Raw genomic sequence first — 14254 nt, forward strand, 5'->3', positions numbered from 1 at the left:
ATGGACTTCACCCTCAGGCCGAGGCACACGCCCTTGAAACAAATGCCAACAGTAACGCAATAAGAGTTTTCCGATGACGATGTTAAGCAATCTGGCCCCAATCCCTGAATTGTATGTTTCCTATGAATCTGCACAAAAACTGAAGATCGAAGCATCTGATCTGACCAGCTGGGATCTTAAGCCCCGGCAGATTTGCGATTTGGAACTGCTTATGAACGGTGGGTTCAACCCGCTCAAAGGTTTCCTGAGCGAGGCAGACTATGACAACGTGGTCGAAAACATGCGCCTCGCCGACGGGACGCTGTGGCCAATGCCGATCACCCTGGATGTTGACGAAGATTTTGCCGCATCGATCGAGCTGGGCCAGGATATTGCCCTGCGCGATCAGGAAGGCGTGATCCTCGGCACCATGACCGTGACCGACCGCTGGACACCAGACAAGGCGCGTGAGGCGGAAAAGGTCTTTGGCGCTGATGATGATGCGCACCCGGCTGTGAATTACCTGCACAATGTAGCGGGCAAAGTTTATTTGGGCGGCCCGGTCACTGGCATCCAGCAGCCCGTGCATTACGATTTCAAAGCCCGCCGCGACACGCCGAACGAGCTGCGCGCCTATTTCCGCAAAGTGGGCTGGCGCCGGATCGTTGCGTTCCAGACCCGTAACCCTTTGCACCGTGCGCATCAGGAATTGACCTTCCGTGCCGCAAAAGAAGCACAGGCCAACTTGCTGATCCATCCCGTGGTTGGCATGACCAAACCGGGCGATGTGGATCATTTCACCCGCGTGCGTTGCTACGAAGCCGTGTTGGATAAATATCCGGCCTCGACTACGTCGATGTCGCTGCTGAACCTTGCGATGCGCATGGCTGGCCCGCGCGAGGCAGTCTGGCACGGGTTGATCCGCGCAAACCACGGCTGCACCCATTTCATCGTCGGTCGTGACCACGCAGGTCCGGGCAAAAACTCTGCCGGTGAGGATTTCTACGGCCCCTATGATGCGCAAGACTTGTTCCGACAATATCAGGACGAGATCGGCGTCGAGATGGTCGATTTCAAACATATGGTCTACGTGCAGGAACGCGCGCAATACGAGCCGAATGACGAGATTCTGGACAAGGACAACGTCACGATCCTCAACATCTCGGGCACTGAACTGCGCCGCCGTCTGCGCGAAGGGCTGGAGATTCCGGAATGGTTTTCGTTCCCCGAAGTTGTTCAGGAACTGCGCAACCGCTTCCCGCCGCGCTCGCAACAGGGATTCACCGTGTTTTTCACCGGTTTTTCAGGCTCGGGCAAATCCACCATTGCCAACGCCTTGATGGTCAAGCTGATGGAGACCGGGGATCGTCCGGTTACCCTGCTGGACGGGGATATCGTGCGTAAGAACCTGTCTTCGGAACTGGGCTTTTCGAAGGAACATCGCGATCTGAACATCCGCCGCATCGGTTATGTCGCGTCTGAGATAACCAAGAACGGCGGTATTGCCATCTGTGCTCCTATCGCGCCTTACGCAACTACCCGTCGTGCTGTGCGTGAAGAGATCGAACAATTCGGTGCATTTTGCGAGGTGCATGTCGCGACCAGCATTGAAGAATGCGAGCGCCGAGACCGCAAGGGTCTGTACAAACTGGCACGTGAGGGCAAGATCAAAGAGTTCACGGGGATTTCCGACCCTTACGACGCCCCTGAAGACCCAGAGCTGCGCGTCGAGACCGAGAATGTCGAGGTTGACAACTGCGCACATCAGGTTCTGCTTAAGCTGGAAAGCATGGGGCTGATTGCAGCATCCTGATCACTTAAGACGAAAAAATACATCAAAGGCCCTCAGATTTCTGAGGGCCTTTTTCGCAGGTGCGGGTCTGGTTCAGTCGGGCAAATTCACCTGCCCGCGCATCAGGACATGGCCGCGCCCGGCAACTTTGATCCCCGTCATCGCATCCGAAGGTCCAACGCGTGTCACGGTCGCCTGACCGGGGCGGCCCATGTCATGGCCCTGTTCGGCGATGAATGTCTCTTTGTCCATCAGTCCGTGTTTCCAGAGATAGGCCGCCATCGCACCGGTGGCCGATCCGGTGAACGGGTCCTCGGGCGGGCTGGGGGGCGCCATCATCAGGCGCGAGAATGTGTCGCCCGTAGTCGTTGCGCCTTTCAGTGTTACAAGAAACGGTTCAGCCATGTCCGACCCCGAGAAACCGGCCTTTTCGGTAATATGACTGAGCAAAGCAACATCCAGCTTGGCAGCGCGCAGCGCCTCGTGATCGCGCAGGACCGTAATGCAAAAGGGCAGACCGGTTGAAACGAACTGCGGTGGAGAAATTACCACCTCTTCCGGCAGGCTGATGGCGGCGGCAACCAGATCTGCGGGCACATGATCGCCGAATTGCGGGGCGACCTGCGTCATTTCGATGTCATCACCATTCAGTTTGATCGATACAATCCCTGCTCCGGTCTCAAGCGTCAGAGCATCACGCTGAAACAACCCCCGTGATCGCATCGCTGCAACGGTTGCTATGGTCGGGTGCCCGGCAAATGGGATTTCCCGGCTGGCCAGGAAGTACCGGACCCGGATATCAGCGATATCGGATGGCCCGGTAAAAGTGCATTCAACCAGAGAAGTCTCGCGCACATATGCCATGCAAACCGCGTCCGACAGCCCTGCACCCTCATGCACAACTGCGCAGCCGTTGCCACCAAAGGCCTGATCGCTGAACGCATCCACCCAATCGAAATCATACCAGCTCATCGCGCACTCCTGCGTTTCAATCAGCGGCACGATCACCGCTGAGGCAGAAAATGTCACGTCAATTCGGCGGAATGTTTGGTGGCCTAGTGAACGGCCACCGGGGACAGGTCATGTTCGCGTGCCAGTACAAAGGCCAGCTTGCGGTCGGCAACCAGTGCCAATTGCTGCCCATCGGAATCGTGGACAGCATACAACTGATCCAGATCGCCTGCCTGCTCTCGCAGATCCTGCGGAAGGTCTGCCACATCAACGGCCTTTACATAGACAATCCGATTGCCTTCGGCGTTGATCTCAATCGGTGTATTCATTGCTCTTACCCCTTCTTGATGTTGATTGTCTGAACCACGGTTTCAGGCACGGCGCGGGTCAGGTCCACATGCAGCAGACCGTTTTCCATGATCGCCTCGCCCACCTCGACCCCGTCAGCCAGCACAAACATGCGCTGGAATTGACGCGCCGCGATGCCACGGTGCAGGAATATGCGCCCCTCGCTGTCGTCGCGCTGACGGCCCCGGATCACCAACTGGCGATCCTCGATTGTAATCGACAGGTCCTCTTCCGCGAAACCGGCCACCGCCAAGGTGATGCGATAGGAAAAATCCGAGGTCTGCTCGATATTATAGGGCGGGTATCCTTCATTTCCGGCCTTTGCAGACCGTTCCAGAAGGCGTTCCAACTGCTCGAACCCCAAAAGATGCGGGTATGAGCCTAAGGTAAGTTTCGACACGTATTTTCGTCCTTCATTGTCAAAGCGACGTATTCTGCGGTCCCGATGTCGGCAACCGCGTGATATAGAATATGGGAAGATACAGGGATGTCCACAAGGTCTGGCCGGATAAACCCTGACACACTATCTTGTGTTAGAAGCACCACTTGAAACACTGAGTCGTCCATGAACGCACCCACCGATCTTTCGATGAAAACCGATGAAGTCCTACGGGTGGAATTAGAGGTCTTTCGACGCCAGCACCGTGATTTGGACGAAGCGATCGAGGCCTTGCAGGCCAAGGGGACCTCGGACCAATTGACGATCAAGCGGCTAAAAAAGCAGAAACTGCGCCTGAAAGACATCATCCGTCTGATCGAAGACAGATTGACCCCCGATATCATCGCCTGAGACGCGCGTACCGCATTGCCACATATGCGGATTTGGCTATAGTGCGCGCTCTTTCCGATGGCAGGGGCGTAAGCGGATGAGCGATGTGAAAGTAGGGATCATCATGGGCAGTCAGTCGGACTGGCCCACGATGAAAGAGGCCGCCGATATTCTGGATGAGCTGGGCATCGCATATGAGGCGCGTATCGTCTCAGCCCACCGCACGCCGGACCGTCTTTGGGACTATGGCAAAACGGCCATGTCGCGCGGCTTGCAGGTCATTATCGCGGGTGCGGGAGGTGCAGCGCATTTGCCGGGCATGATGGCTTCGAAAACCCGCGTGCCGGTAGTTGGCGTTCCGGTGCAGACCCGCGCGTTGTCGGGTGTGGATTCGCTCTATTCCATCGTACAGATGCCCAAAGGTTTTCCGGTTGCAACCATGGCTATCGGTTCCGCCGGCGGGGCCAATGCCGGCCTGATGGCCGCAGGCATTCTGGCGCTGCAGGATGCCGCACTTGCGGAACGGCTGGATGCCTGGCGCGAGGCTCTCTCCGCTTCGATCCCGGAAGAACCTCAGCAATGAGCCGTATCGGTTTGATCGGCACAGGCCACATCGCTGCGCCAATCGCGCGGCTGATGGCTGCGAAAGGTCATGACCTTTATGTCACCGAGCGCAATGCCCAAGTCTCCTCGGCTCTGCAGGCCGAGCTTGGGGTCCAAGTTGGCACTCCGCAAGACGTGATTGATGCGTCCGAGATCGTGTTTCTCTGCCTGCGCCCCCAAATCGCCAAGGACGTTCTGGCCCCGCTAAGCTTTCGCGCAGATCAGAAAGTTGTTTCGGTGATGGCCGCCGTTTCTGAGCTGCAGCTTACCAACCTGTGCGCACCAGCAACAGATTTTGTGCAAACCATCCCGCTGGGGTTCCTTCAGACAGGGGGTTGCCCGCTGGCCGCTTACGGCAACGATCGCCTCTTGGCTGATTTGTTTGAGCCTGAAAACCCTGTGGTGAAGGTTGCCAATGAGGCCGCGTTGAACGCCCACTTCGCCATCTGCGCCATGGTGCCAGGTATCCTGGATCTTATGGCAACAGGCACCGACTGGTTGGCTGATCAGACCGGCGACAAAGACCGGGCCGAATTCTACACCACGCAGCTTGTGTCAGGGTTTCTGACATCAATGCACAAAGAGCATGCGGGCCAACTGGCAGCCGAGCGTGACGCGCTTGCGACCGAGGGCACACTGAGCCTTCAGATGACGGATATTTTGCAATCCGAGGGCGCGCATGATGCCTTGCGTGCTGCACTGAGTGCGATTGGCAAGAGATTGGAGACATGACGATGTCAGATATGCTTACGCCCGGTGCGACAATCGGGATATTGGGGGGCGGTCAGCTGGGCAGGATGCTCTCGATCGCGGCTGCACGGTTGGGGTTCAAGTCCCACATATTCGAGCCGGGCGCAAATCCTCCGGCCGGTCAAGTTGCAAATCAGGTCACGACCGCCGCCTATGATGACGCCGACGCATTGAAGGCCTTTGCGGAGTCGGTGGACGTGATCACCTACGAGTTTGAAAACATCCCCACCCAGGCGCTGGATCTGCTTGAGGCACACCGCCCCATTCACCCGGGTCGAGAGGCGTTGCGGGTCAGTCAGGACCGCTTGACCGAAAAGACATTTCTACAAAGCTTAGGCCTGCAAACCGCGCCCTTTGCAGACATCTCCGATTTGGACAGCTTGCGCGCAGCAATTGATGACATTGGCACCCCCGCCATCCTGAAAACCCGCCGATTCGGCTATGACGGCAAAGGTCAGACTCGGCTGCGCGCACCCGAAGATGCCGGGGCGGCACTGGCCGATATGGCGGGCGCGCCGTCCATACTGGAAGGGTTTGTGGACTTCAGCCACGAGGTTTCGGTCATCGCAGCACGCGGTCTGGACGGGCAAGTTGCCTGTTTCGATCCGGGCGAGAATGTCCATCGCGATGGCATCCTGCACACGACCACAATACCGGCACGCCTGTCTCCGGCGCAGCGGACAGATGCGGTATTGCTGGCCGCCAACATTCTCAACGCGCTGGATTATGTCGGCGTCATGGGTGTCGAATTGTTTGTGACGCCACAAGGATTAATCGTGAATGAAATCGCGCCGCGCGTTCATAACTCGGGTCACTGGACCCAGAACGGCTGCGCCGTGGATCAGTTTGAACAACATATTCGCGCCGTCGCCGGTTGGCCTTTGGGCGACGGTCAGCGCCATTCGGACGTCGTGATGGAGAATTTGATCGGGCATGACATGGACCGCGTACCCGAGCTTTCACGCGAACGGGACCTAGCACTGCATCTCTATGGCAAGGCCGAGGTCAAGGCCGGCCGCAAGATGGGGCATTTCAATCGGATTTCGCGATGAGGTAATCGCGCTTACGCGCGATGCCTCCGGCGGAGGTATTTTTAGCCAGATAAAGCCGGGATCAGCTCAAGAAACGTGTTGCGATACTACCGGACATATAGCTGACACACCCGCCTGACAGTGTGGCAGCGACTTGGTGGGTTACCGCATCCAGTATCACCAGATCAGCACGATTTCCGAGCTGTAGCGTTCCGCGATCCTTCAGGCCTAAAACCCGCGCGGGACCGGACGAGACAAGCGCCCAGGCGCCCGCAAAATCCAGCAGGCCAGATTTTACCAACATCAGCGCAGCGCGGCGCGGGCTGGGGTAGTGGTAATCCGATGCCAATGCATCACACAAACCCATCGAGATCAGATCCACCGCGCTGGCATTTCCCTTATGTGAGCCGCCCCGGACAACATTGGGTGAGCCGAGGATGATGTGATCTCCGCCCGCCCGGGCACATTCGGCGGCTTCCAGCGTTTCCGGAAATTCCGAGATCATCACCCTGCGCTCGCGCCACTCAGCACGATCCTGCGGCGTTGTATCATCATGGCTGCCGAGCCGAATTCCTCGGTTCGCAAGGACAGTGCAAAGGCTGTCCAGTGCTGCTGGCACCTCGGCGCTGCGGTTGTGCATTGCCTTCAGCATCTCAAAATGCACTTCGGGATTCCGTCCCGCCTTCAGTGCCTGCCCCGTCAAGCGGGGTGGTTTTCGCCCCTCAGCCAGCCGGTCATGAGGTAGATGATCATTCAGAACCACATAAGGCACCTGCCAATCCGCGATACGTTCGGGCAGCCCGTCATAGTCGTCCAGCATATGGGTTTCGAAGCGCAGTTGAGGGATCAGTTGGGTTACAACATCATCCCGAACCGCAGCGATGGCGTCAAAAACCTGACCAGCAAACTCGGGCCCGCGCACGCCGCCTTCCCAACTGTGGAACTGCGCCAGAACAGCTGTGGTTATTCCATTCGCGGCCAGTTCCGCCTCGACCGATAAAATGCCCTCTGCCATCTGCTTCATGGCACCGCGCCGGGGCGCGATGTGACGTTCAAAACCGTCGCCATGCAAATCAATGATGCCAGGCAGGATGAGGTATCCTGACAAATCAATCTGCCGCCCTGCCCTATCGGATTGAATGGTACCTTCGGCGATCGTCAGTTCAGCACGCGACACCCCTTCGCCGGGCAACAGAACATTCGCGCCGGTCAATGTCAGTTCCAATGAGTTCATTGAGTGGGCTCCGAGTCCGGTTCCGAGCAATCTTCCCCAAGACAGATCTGGTCGATGATATCCATCACCCCGTCAAGCCAGGTGATTTGTGGATCGAACTGTCCGAATTCGATGAAATGCAGGGTCTGCGCCATGACCCGCGGGTTGTTCATCATGAACGTATGCGTCACCGGCAAGACGATGTGATCAGCCATACCCTCAACCTTTGTGGTCTCTATCGATACCTTGCCGTCATCTGGACCATCGATCAGAGACGAGAACAATGGGTTCAATGAGTTCTCGCCTGCAATCACCCCCAAATCGAAGTCCACGGGCGGCAGGCGGCGTGGAATACCCTCTGGTCCGGTTCCCAACGCAAGCCCTGCAGGGCCATTCAGAAAGCCGAAAACCTCCCAGGCGCCAAGCTCGTCCACCAGTTGGCTGCCCTGATTAGGAGGTCCGAGCATGACAACGCGACCCAGATTCTCGGGGTCGTTGTCCTGCAACCAATAGCGCAGCAGAATGCCCCCCATCGAATGCGCTACAACGTTAACCGTATCCTCCCCGCAGGCGGCGAACGCAGCTGGTAAAGTCTGGTTGGCGAGGTCTGGTATTGGTAGGTCTGTCGAAGGGTAACCGGGACGAACCACAGTGTAACCATGCGCATGAAATAGCTGTTCCATGACGGTAAACGAGGCCTCTGTGCGCGCGAGGCCGTGCAGAAGGACCACGCATTTCGCATTGGCCACCGCAGGCATAAGGCACAAGAGGAGAACAGCAAGAAATTTCATACACGCCAGATAAGGCCTAACCCAGGCCGAGGGAACCCCTAGCCACGGTTCCGGCGCAGCACCGCCAGTGCGATGCCGCCGAGTACAAATCCGGCGCCGAGCAGAAGCCTTAGACTTGCCATCTCGGCTAACAGGATGACCCCGGCAGCAATTGCGATAACTGGAACGCTGAGTTGCACGATCGCGGCCACCGCCGGTGAAAGCTGTGGCACGACACGGTACCATAGCGCATAGCCGAGACCGGACGTGACGCCTCCGGAAAGCGCAGCCAGCCCATAGCCAAGCGGAGACATTTGCCAATTGCTTCCCAGCAGGAACAGGGCAAATCCCGTGACGGGCAACGCCATGATGAAATTTGCTGCAGTTCCCGACAATGCATCTGGTTCGGACCGGCCCGCGATGGAATATATGGCCCACCCGACCCCGGCAGCCGTCATTAAGCCGGCCCCTGTCGGGTCGACCTGAACCGTCCCAGCAGGCCAAAGAACAAACGCCAGTCCACCAAGCGCAATACCGGCACCCAATATCTGTCTCAACGTGGGTGCAGAACCGGTCATAGCACCAATCGCAAACATGGTAATTTGCACAACCCCGAACAGGATCAGCGCACCAAGCCCGGCATCAAGCGTCAGATAAGCTACTGAAAACCCGATCATATAAAGCGACAGTGACCCGGCCCCAACAATACGTCGACGATTAAAAACAGGGATCGAGCTGCCCCGAAGCGCCACCAATACCGTTAAAACCAAGGCACCAGCCAAAACCCGGATGATGGCAAATCCCGCCGGATCACTTGCGCCAATGTCGATAGCAAGGCGGTTCAGGATCGAATTCGCAGCGAACGCGCACATGGTTAAAGCGGTCAGAAGAAACAGTCGCATATCAACCGCATAGCCGTTTCAAAGGGATTTGCACACTACATTCCCGATTGCCAAACCAATCCCGATCCTCCTCGGATCAGAACGTTCTGTCGCCGATGGTACGAAGGCACAGCGGTGTTCCGAACAAAAAAACGGGGCCGCCCAAAGGCGACCCCATAAATAAGCACTAAGGCTTAAGCAGCTTACATCATGCCGCCCATGCCGCCCATGTCGGGCATGCCGCCGGCAGGTGCCGCGCCTTCTTTGGCGGGCTTATCGGCAACCATTGCTTCGGTGGTGACCAGCAGGCCCGCAACCGATGCCGCATCTTCCAGAGCGGTACGGACAACTTTGGCCGGGTCGATCACACCGAACGAGAACATGTCGCCATATTCTTCGGTCTGAGCGTTGAAGCCGAATGCTGCGTCGTCGCTTTCGCGAACTTTGCCAGCAACAACCGCACCGTCGACACCAGCGTTCTCGGCGATCTGGCGCAGAGGCGCTTCGATTGCCTTACGAACGATGTTGATACCTGCGTTCTGGTCGGCGTTTGCACCTTCCAGAGTTTCCAGTGCTTTACCGGCCTGAACCAGAGCAACACCACCGCCCACAACAACGCCTTCTTGTACAGCAGCGCGGGTTGCGTTCAGAGCATCGTCCACACGGTCCTTACGCTCTTTCACTTCAACTTCGGTCATGCCGCCAACGCGGATAACGGCAACACCGCCTGCCAGTTTGGCAACGCGCTCTTGCAGCTTCTCACGGTCGTAATCCGACGAGGTTTCTTCGATCTGAGTGCGGATCTGAGCAACACGTGCTTCGATCTCGGCTTTCTCGCCAGCACCGTCCACGATGGTGGTTTCGTCTTTGGTGATTTCGATTTTCTTGGCGGTGCCCAGCATGTCCATGGTGACAGACTCGAGCTTCATGCCCAGATCTTCCGAGATCACCTGACCGCCGGTCAGGATCGCGATGTCCTGCAGCATGGCTTTGCGGCGGTCGCCGAAGCCCGGTGCTTTGACAGCAGCAATTTTCAGGCCGCCGCGCAGTTTGTTGACCACGAGGGTCGCCAGCGCTTCGCCTTCAACGTCTTCCGCGATGATCAGCAGCGGCTTCTGCGACTGGATCACCTGCTCGAGCAGCGGAACCATCGGCTGCAGCGAGGACAGTTTCTTTTCGTGCAGCAGGATCATGCAGTCGTCGAGTTCTGCGATCATCTTGTCTGCGTTGGTGACGAAGTAAGGCGACAGGTAGCCACGGTCGAACTGCATACCTTCGACAACATCGGTCTCGGTTTCCAGACCTTTGTTTTCTTCGACGGTGATAACGCCTTCGTTGCCAACCTTCTGCATCGCGTCTGCGATCTGCTGGCCGATTTCGGCTTCGCCGTTGGCCGAGATGGTGCCAACCTGAGCAACTTCTGCCGAGTCTTTGACTTCACGCGAAGCGTCTTTGATGCCTTCGACAACCTTGGCAGTTGCCAGGTCGATGCCGCGCTTCAGGTCCATCGGGTTCAGGCCAGCAGCAACCTGCTTCAGACCTTCGCGAACGATGGCTTGGGCTAGAACGGTTGCGGTGGTGGTGCCGTCGCCGGCTTCGTCATTGGTGCGGCTGGCGACTTCTTTCACCATCTGCGCGCCCATGTTTTCGAACTTGTCTTCCAGTTCGATTTCCTTGGCAACCGAAACACCGTCTTTGGTGATGCGCGGCGCGCCAAAGGATTTGTCCAGAACCACGTTGCGGCCTTTCGGGCCCAGGGTCACTTTAACAGCATCGGCCAGAACATTTACACCGGCCAGCATGCGGTTACGGGCATCGGTGTCAAACTTGACGTCCTTTGCAGACATGTTGTCTCTCCTTGAGAATATCTGTTGAAATGAAGATCAGAGAAAGCGGGTGCGCTTACTCGATGATCCCCATGATGTCGCTTTCTTTCATCATCAGCAGCTCTTCGCCGTTGACCTGAACCTCGGTGCCCGACCATTTGCCGAACAGGATCTTGTCGCCAGCTTTTACAGCCATCGCGATCAGTTCGCCGCTGTCCTTGCGCGCGCCTTCACCGGTTGCAACGACTTCGCCTTCGCTGGGCTTTTCTTTTGCACTGTCGGGAATGATCAGTCCGCCTGCGGTTTTCTCTTCGCTTTCTACGCGACGAACCAGCACACGGTCATGAAGCGGTTTCAATGCCATCTTTGCAGCTCCTTGGGCTCAAAGTTTGTTATCCTCCCCTCGCCGACTGACGAGGCGTTAGCACTCGGGTCTCATGAGTGATAACGACGCATAGCTAGGGAGTTGCAGGAAGCGAGTCAACAATATGTGAAAGATTTTTTTGCCTGGCGCGATAAGCAGGCAAGAACAAGGCACCTAGTCTGGCTGATCCCAGCTGTACGCCCAGTGTTTCAGACCTTCTTGCCCTGCCTCAGACAGCGCGTAGACGCCCTTTTCCACTTTTTCGAACCAGCCGTAATGATTGTCGTACATCAAACGTGTCGCCGCACTTACGCCAGTGGCCTTTGCGACATCGGCCCCCTTGCCCGCTCCGTTCTCTGCCAGATGGGCCGCGCATTTTAGCGCATCTTGCCGATAGGCCGTTACGATCCCATGACGCGTGGCACCGCCCGCATTGGGATCGCCCTGCAACCTTTCAAACTCGCGCAGCAATCGCTTAGCCCTGACCTTATCCTTGCGCGGCGCATAGGGGCCGGGATCGCATTGAACCTCGACCGCTCCATCAGAGCGCACGGTGATCAGGCCCAATCCCAGGCGGCGGCACAGCGCCAGATTATCCTTCAACGCCCGTCTCGCTGCCCGGCCTTTTGGTTTACAGACCCCAATATAGACCTGATCGGTTATTTTCAGTCGTGTGATGGCCTGATGAAACAGCGCGAGACTGAAGCGCAGCTTGAGTTCCACGATCACCGGCTCCTGCCCATCCCGCAGAGCAACAATATCGGCGGCGCCAACCTCACCTTTCACGGTGTATCCCTGACGTTCCAACAAGGCTTTGATGGGTGGATAGAGATCCTGCTCGAGCTTCATAACGCTATGCTATGTAGTTTCGCGCGGATTGCCAGCCACGGTTTGAAGACAAACTACATTGCAACTTACAAGAAGGCAGGAGTACGTCTTGGTCATATTCGCCATTTCCGGAAGGTTCCATATGCGCTTGCTCAGCTTTTGTCTCGGCCTTTTGCTTCCGATTACCGCCCATGCGGCCTGCGAAGGGAGAGATCTTAGGCTTGACCTGTCGGCCGAAAGTCAAGCTGATCTCGAGAAGACAATCAGTGACATTCCGTTTCCGGAGGGCAACCACTGGATCGCGACAAAAGACGGGACCGTCTTGCACCTGATCGGCACCCTACACACCAGCGACCCCCGCATGGCACCCGTGGTCGAGCGCTTGGAGCCAGCTCTGAGTCAGGCCGACGCGTTTTTCTTCGAGGTCACGCAGGACGAAATGGACGCGTTCGAAAAAGATCTGGCCGATGATTTCAGCCCGGTCCTGATTACGTCCGGCCCCACTTTGATTGACCTGATGTCGGAAGAAGATTGGACAGCGCTGTCCGCGACTCTGGCCGAGCGTGGCATTCCCGCCTGGATGGCCGCCAAGATGCGCCCTTGGTTTCTAAGCATGATGTTGGGCATTCCGCCTTGCCTGATGAATACCCCAGACTTTGATCGCGGCATGGACACGCGCCTGACGGAACTGGCCGAACAACACGGGATACCCCAGTATTCGCTAGAGCGGATCGAGGATCTGATCGCCATGTTCGACAGCCATCCTCTGGAGGAACAAGTGGCGTCACTGACCAGGCTGGCCGGGGCGCTGCAGGCCGGGGACGACCAAATGATCACCATGGCGAACGCCTATATCGAAGAGCAGCACGCCGCGATCATTGAGCTTGCGAAAATTCAGGGACTTGAAGCTTCAGGGATGACACCAGAAGAGTTTAACGCCGAATGGAAAGGGTTCGAGGATCAGCTTCTGGTGCAACGCAACGCCAACTGGATGGAAAAGATTCTGGACCTGAAGGATCAGACCGCGGTGATCGCTGTCGGGGCCGGACATCTGAGCAACGACTACGGCTTACTGAACCAGCTACATCAAGCCGGATATACACTGGAACGCGCTGAATTCTAGGTTTTCAGACCAAGGGTCGCAGCAAGTTTGCTTCCGGGTGACAACCGTGTTTGACCACCCTATAAGGCGCGCAAATCCATATTCTTCAGGACACGAGACATGACAACGCTAGTTTTTGGCCACAAATCTCCCGACACCGATTCCACCGGCTCTCCAATCCTGTGGTCGTGGTATCTGAACGAAGTGAAAGGTGAACAGGCACAGCCCGTTTTGCTAGGCGAACCCAACACCGAAGCCGCCTTTATGCTTGAGCGTTGGGACCTGCCCAAGCCGCAAATCATCGAGGACGTGGCCGAGGATGCACCGGTTGTCATCGTCGACACCAACAATCCGGCCGAGCTGCCCGCCAGCATCAACAGCGCCGATATCCGCGCCATAATCGACCACCACAAACTGGTTGGCGGGCTTGAAACCAAAGGCCCCATCGACATCACTGTGCGCCCGCTGGCCTGCACGGCAACCATCATGGTCGACCTGATGGGTGACGACGCCGCCAAGATGCCCGACGCGATCAAAGGTGCCGCGCTGACCTGCATCCTGTCGGACACACTGGAATTCCGCTCACCCACAACCACCGCGCACGACCGCGCCGTGGCTGAGAAACTGGCGGCTGAACTTGGTCTGGATGTCTCGGCCTACGCCGCCGACATGTTTGCAGCAAAATCGGATGTATCGTCATTCTCGGACGCCGAACTGATCCGCATGGACAGCAAAGAATACGAAGTCGACGGCACCAAGTTCCGGGTCTCGGTTCTGGAAACCACTGCCCCCGGTGTCGTGCTGGATCGCAAGGACAGCATCGTAAGCTCGATGGCTGATGTGGCCAAGGAAGACGGCGTTGATCAGGTGTTGCTGTTCGTGGTCGATATTTTGAACGAAGAAGCGACGCTATTGGTTCCAAATGATCTGGTGAAAAGCGTCGCTGAGAAGAGCTTTGGCGCAACCGTGGACGGTGACGCGGTTGTGTTGCCCGGCGTGATGAGCCGGAAAAAGCAGATCATTCCGAACCTCAAGGTTTGAATTTAG

16 protein-coding genes are annotated in these 14254 nt (G+C 57.2%); 7 read left to right on the top strand and 9 right to left on the bottom strand.

Annotated elements, in window-relative coordinates:
• Positions 1-73: 73 nt before the first annotated feature.
• Positions 74-1792, top strand: coding sequence for a bifunctional sulfate adenylyltransferase/adenylylsulfate kinase (locus ACR0MJ_RS13170; protein WP_480761272.1), 1719 nt, complete (start codon positions 74-76; stop codon positions 1790-1792).
• A gap of 72 nt (positions 1793-1864) precedes the next feature.
• Here ACR0MJ_RS13170 and ACR0MJ_RS13175 read toward each other — a convergent pair whose 3' ends face one another.
• The 3 genes from ACR0MJ_RS13175 to ACR0MJ_RS13185 all read right to left on the bottom strand — a co-directional run bounded on the left by ACR0MJ_RS13175 (position 1865) and on the right by ACR0MJ_RS13185 (position 3470).
• Complete coding sequence (locus ACR0MJ_RS13175; protein ID WP_480761273.1) at positions 1865-2743, bottom strand: PhzF family phenazine biosynthesis protein; 879 nt, start codon at positions 2741-2743, stop codon at positions 1865-1867.
• Positions 2744-2826: 83 nt separating this feature from the next.
• The gene (locus ACR0MJ_RS13180) at positions 2827-3051 is read right to left on the bottom strand and encodes a DUF1150 family protein (protein ID WP_170392397.1); all 225 of its coding nucleotides are present in this window, start codon (positions 3049-3051) and stop codon (positions 2827-2829) included.
• Between the two features lie 5 nt (positions 3052-3056).
• Positions 3057-3470, bottom strand: a complete 414-nt coding sequence (locus tag ACR0MJ_RS13185) for an Hsp20 family protein (RefSeq protein ID WP_010441788.1) — start codon at positions 3468-3470, stop codon at positions 3057-3059.
• A 165-nt stretch (positions 3471-3635) separates the two neighbouring features.
• On the opposite strand from ACR0MJ_RS13185, the gene ACR0MJ_RS13190 reads away from it, so the two are divergent.
• The 4 genes from ACR0MJ_RS13190 to ACR0MJ_RS13205 all read left to right on the top strand — a co-directional run bounded on the left by ACR0MJ_RS13190 (position 3636) and on the right by ACR0MJ_RS13205 (position 6244).
• The gene (locus tag ACR0MJ_RS13190) at positions 3636-3860 is read left to right on the top strand and encodes a YdcH family protein (RefSeq protein ID WP_010441787.1); all 225 of its coding nucleotides are present in this window, start codon (positions 3636-3638) and stop codon (positions 3858-3860) included.
• A 76-nt stretch (positions 3861-3936) separates the two neighbouring features.
• Positions 3937-4422, top strand: a complete 486-nt coding sequence (gene purE, locus ACR0MJ_RS13195) for a 5-(carboxyamino)imidazole ribonucleotide mutase (RefSeq protein WP_480567353.1) — start codon at positions 3937-3939, stop codon at positions 4420-4422.
• Positions 4419-5174, top strand: a complete 756-nt coding sequence (locus tag ACR0MJ_RS13200; RefSeq protein WP_480761275.1) for an NAD(P)-binding domain-containing protein — start codon at positions 4419-4421, stop codon at positions 5172-5174. Before purE ends, ACR0MJ_RS13200 begins: the two co-directional genes overlap by 4 nt.
• 2 nt (positions 5175-5176) lie before the next feature.
• A complete protein-coding gene (locus tag ACR0MJ_RS13205) occupies positions 5177-6244 on the top strand; it encodes a 5-(carboxyamino)imidazole ribonucleotide synthase (RefSeq protein ID WP_480761276.1) in 1068 nt (355 codons plus the stop codon).
• A 61-nt stretch (positions 6245-6305) separates the two neighbouring features.
• Here ACR0MJ_RS13205 and ACR0MJ_RS13210 read toward each other — a convergent pair whose 3' ends face one another.
• The 6 genes from ACR0MJ_RS13210 to ACR0MJ_RS13235 all read right to left on the bottom strand — a co-directional run bounded on the left by ACR0MJ_RS13210 (position 6306) and on the right by ACR0MJ_RS13235 (position 12126).
• Entirely contained in the window at positions 6306-7457 is a 1152-nt protein-coding gene (locus ACR0MJ_RS13210) for an alpha-D-ribose 1-methylphosphonate 5-triphosphate diphosphatase (protein WP_480761278.1), read from the bottom strand.
• Entirely contained in the window at positions 7454-8227 is a 774-nt protein-coding gene (locus ACR0MJ_RS13215) for an alpha/beta fold hydrolase (protein ID WP_170392407.1), read from the bottom strand. The genes ACR0MJ_RS13210 and ACR0MJ_RS13215 overlap by 4 nt, the downstream gene beginning before the upstream one ends.
• A gap of 38 nt (positions 8228-8265) precedes the next feature.
• A complete protein-coding gene (locus ACR0MJ_RS13220) occupies positions 8266-9108 on the bottom strand; it encodes a DMT family transporter (RefSeq protein WP_480761279.1) in 843 nt (280 codons plus the stop codon).
• Positions 9109-9290: 182 nt separating this feature from the next.
• Positions 9291-10934 (bottom strand): chaperonin GroEL, encoded by a 1644-nt coding sequence (gene groL / locus ACR0MJ_RS13225; RefSeq protein ID WP_170392413.1) that lies wholly within the window; start codon positions 10932-10934, stop codon positions 9291-9293.
• 55 nt (positions 10935-10989) lie between these two features.
• Positions 10990-11277 (bottom strand): co-chaperone GroES, encoded by a 288-nt coding sequence (gene groES, locus ACR0MJ_RS13230; protein ID WP_010441779.1) that lies wholly within the window; start codon positions 11275-11277, stop codon positions 10990-10992.
• A 174-nt stretch (positions 11278-11451) separates the two neighbouring features.
• Entirely contained in the window at positions 11452-12126 is a 675-nt protein-coding gene (locus ACR0MJ_RS13235) for a DUF2161 family putative PD-(D/E)XK-type phosphodiesterase (RefSeq protein ID WP_170594561.1), read from the bottom strand.
• A gap of 121 nt (positions 12127-12247) precedes the next feature.
• On the opposite strand from ACR0MJ_RS13235, the gene ACR0MJ_RS13240 reads away from it, so the two are divergent.
• Together ACR0MJ_RS13240 and ACR0MJ_RS13245 are read left to right on the top strand one after the other, a co-directional pair.
• A complete protein-coding gene (locus ACR0MJ_RS13240) occupies positions 12248-13228 on the top strand; it encodes a TraB/GumN family protein (RefSeq protein WP_170401850.1) in 981 nt (326 codons plus the stop codon).
• A 99-nt stretch (positions 13229-13327) separates the two neighbouring features.
• A complete protein-coding gene (locus tag ACR0MJ_RS13245) occupies positions 13328-14248 on the top strand; it encodes a manganese-dependent inorganic pyrophosphatase (RefSeq protein WP_170420563.1) in 921 nt (306 codons plus the stop codon).
• Positions 14249-14254: the final 6 nt, after the last annotated feature.

The organism is Ruegeria sp. C6, from assembly GCF_056537625.1.

What these genes read in the sequence shown, in the direction of transcription:
- ACR0MJ_RS13170 (WP_480761272.1), top strand. Translation starts at nt 74, where the DNA reads ATGACGATGTTAAGCAATCTGGCCCCAATCCCTGAATTGTATGTTTCC.
- ACR0MJ_RS13175 (WP_480761273.1), bottom strand. Translation starts at nt 2,743, where the DNA reads ATGAGCTGGTATGATTTCGATTGGGTGGATGCGTTCAGCGATCAGGCC.
- ACR0MJ_RS13180 (WP_170392397.1), bottom strand. Translation starts at nt 3,051, where the DNA reads ATGAATACACCGATTGAGATCAACGCCGAAGGCAATCGGATTGTCTAT.
- ACR0MJ_RS13190 (WP_010441787.1), top strand. Translation starts at nt 3,636, where the DNA reads ATGAACGCACCCACCGATCTTTCGATGAAAACCGATGAAGTCCTACGG.
- purE (WP_480567353.1), top strand. Translation starts at nt 3,937, where the DNA reads ATGAGCGATGTGAAAGTAGGGATCATCATGGGCAGTCAGTCGGACTGG.
- ACR0MJ_RS13200 (WP_480761275.1), top strand. Translation starts at nt 4,419, where the DNA reads ATGAGCCGTATCGGTTTGATCGGCACAGGCCACATCGCTGCGCCAATC.
- ACR0MJ_RS13205 (WP_480761276.1), top strand. Translation starts at nt 5,177, where the DNA reads ATGTCAGATATGCTTACGCCCGGTGCGACAATCGGGATATTGGGGGGC.
- ACR0MJ_RS13210 (WP_480761278.1), bottom strand. Translation starts at nt 7,457, where the DNA reads ATGAACTCATTGGAACTGACATTGACCGGCGCGAATGTTCTGTTGCCC.
- ACR0MJ_RS13215 (WP_170392407.1), bottom strand. Translation starts at nt 8,227, where the DNA reads ATGAAATTTCTTGCTGTTCTCCTCTTGTGCCTTATGCCTGCGGTGGCC.
- ACR0MJ_RS13220 (WP_480761279.1), bottom strand. Translation starts at nt 9,108, where the DNA reads ATGCGACTGTTTCTTCTGACCGCTTTAACCATGTGCGCGTTCGCTGCG.
- groL (WP_170392413.1), bottom strand. Translation starts at nt 10,934, where the DNA reads ATGTCTGCAAAGGACGTCAAGTTTGACACCGATGCCCGTAACCGCATG.
- groES (WP_010441779.1), bottom strand. Translation starts at nt 11,277, where the DNA reads ATGGCATTGAAACCGCTTCATGACCGTGTGCTGGTTCGTCGCGTAGAA.
- ACR0MJ_RS13235 (WP_170594561.1), bottom strand. Translation starts at nt 12,126, where the DNA reads ATGAAGCTCGAGCAGGATCTCTATCCACCCATCAAAGCCTTGTTGGAA.
- ACR0MJ_RS13240 (WP_170401850.1), top strand. Translation starts at nt 12,248, where the DNA reads ATGCGCTTGCTCAGCTTTTGTCTCGGCCTTTTGCTTCCGATTACCGCC.
- ACR0MJ_RS13245 (WP_170420563.1), top strand. Translation starts at nt 13,328, where the DNA reads ATGACAACGCTAGTTTTTGGCCACAAATCTCCCGACACCGATTCCACC.